General features: G+C 66.8%; 2 protein-coding genes. Both read left to right on the plus strand.

What is annotated here, in order from left to right; genetic code table 11:
* Positions 1-828 (plus strand): ABC transporter permease (locus ACFWPJ_RS32910; protein WP_378857439.1); only part of this gene is annotated, 828 nt, incomplete at its 5' end.
* On the plus strand, positions 828-1,390 hold a 563-nt coding region (locus ACFWPJ_RS32915), incomplete at its 3' end, for an ABC transporter permease (protein ID WP_378857441.1). The genes ACFWPJ_RS32910 and ACFWPJ_RS32915, both read left to right, overlap by 1 nt.

The raw sequence follows: 1,390 nt of genomic DNA on the forward strand, positions 1-1,390 counted from the left end.
ACCCAGTATTGGGAGTACATCACCGGATTCCTGCACGGTGATTTCGGTCGGACCCAGGACAACCAGGCGATCAGCGAGGTGGTGATCACCTACGGCGCGGCCACGTTCGAGCTGGTGTTCTGGGGACTGCTCGTCGCCTTCGCCGTCGGCGTGCCGCTGGGCAGATATGCCGCGACACACCGAGATTCGACCTCGGACGCGGTGCTGCGGTTCTCGGCGGTGCTGGCCTACGCGGCGCCGGTGTTCTTCGTCGGCATGCTGTTCAAGCTGATCTTCTCGGTGTGGCTGGGCTGGTTCCCGGTCGGTGGGCGGGCCAGTACCGATGTCGAGCTCGCGCTGCAACATGTCTCGCCGAAGACGAACATCCTGATCGTCGACGCGTTCCTCTACGGCGAACCGTCCTCTGTGCTCGACGTGCTCGAACACGCGGTGCTGCCCGCCCTCGCCCTCGGGCTGCTCACCGGCGGCATCTTCCTGCGGCTGGTGCGGGTGAACCTGATCCAGACGCTGCGCAGTGACTTCGTCGAGGCGGCGCGGGCGCGTGGGTTGTCCGCGCGCGTGGTCACCGGGCGGCACGCGGTGCGCAACGCGCTGATCCCGATCATCACGGTGATGGGCATGTGCATCGCGATGATGCTCGGCGGCGCGGTGCTCACCGAGACCACCTTCGAGTGGAAGGGCCTCGGCTATCAGCTCGCGGAATATCTGCGGGCACGCGATTTCATTGCGGTGCAGGGCATTGTCGCGTTCATCGCGCTGGTGGTCGCGGTGATGAGCTTCGTCGTCGACGCGATCGTCGCGCTGATCGACCCGAGGGTGAGGTTCTGATGAGCACGGTCAAACGGCGGCGCCTGCCGGGTACGGACCTGCTGACGAAGACCGCTGGGCTGCAACGGGTCACGCTCATCACAGGGCTGGTCCTGGTGGCCGTGTTCGTGCTGGTCGCGGTGTTCGCGCCGCTGCTCGCGCCCTACGGTCTGGCCCAGAACTCCTCCGACGGTGTGGCTTTCGTGTCACAGCAGCCGCCGTCGGCCGAGCACTGGTTCGGTACCTCGGTGCGCAGCGAGGATGTGTTCTCCCGGGTGCTGTTCGGCGCGCGGACCGCGCTGCTGGTGATCGTGATCGCGGTGGTGCTCTCGCTGCTGGTCGGCGTGCCGCTCGGGCTGCTGTCCGGGTACGTCGGGCGGTGGGTCGACCGGGTGCTGGTGCTGGTCATGGATGCCATCTACGCGTTTCCGTCGCTGCTGCTGGCCATCGTCGTGTCGATCGTCGTCGCGGGCGGGACGTCGAGCAGCCTCGGCGGGATGCTGTCGGCGGCCATCGCGATCACGGTGGTGTATGTGCCGCAATACTTCCGGGTCGTGCGCAATGCGACGGTGGCGGTGAAGAC

Origin of the sequence: Nocardia sp. NPDC058497 (assembly GCF_042720195.1) — a bacterium.
Taxonomy (GTDB): domain Bacteria; phylum Actinomycetota; class Actinomycetes; order Mycobacteriales; family Mycobacteriaceae; genus Nocardia.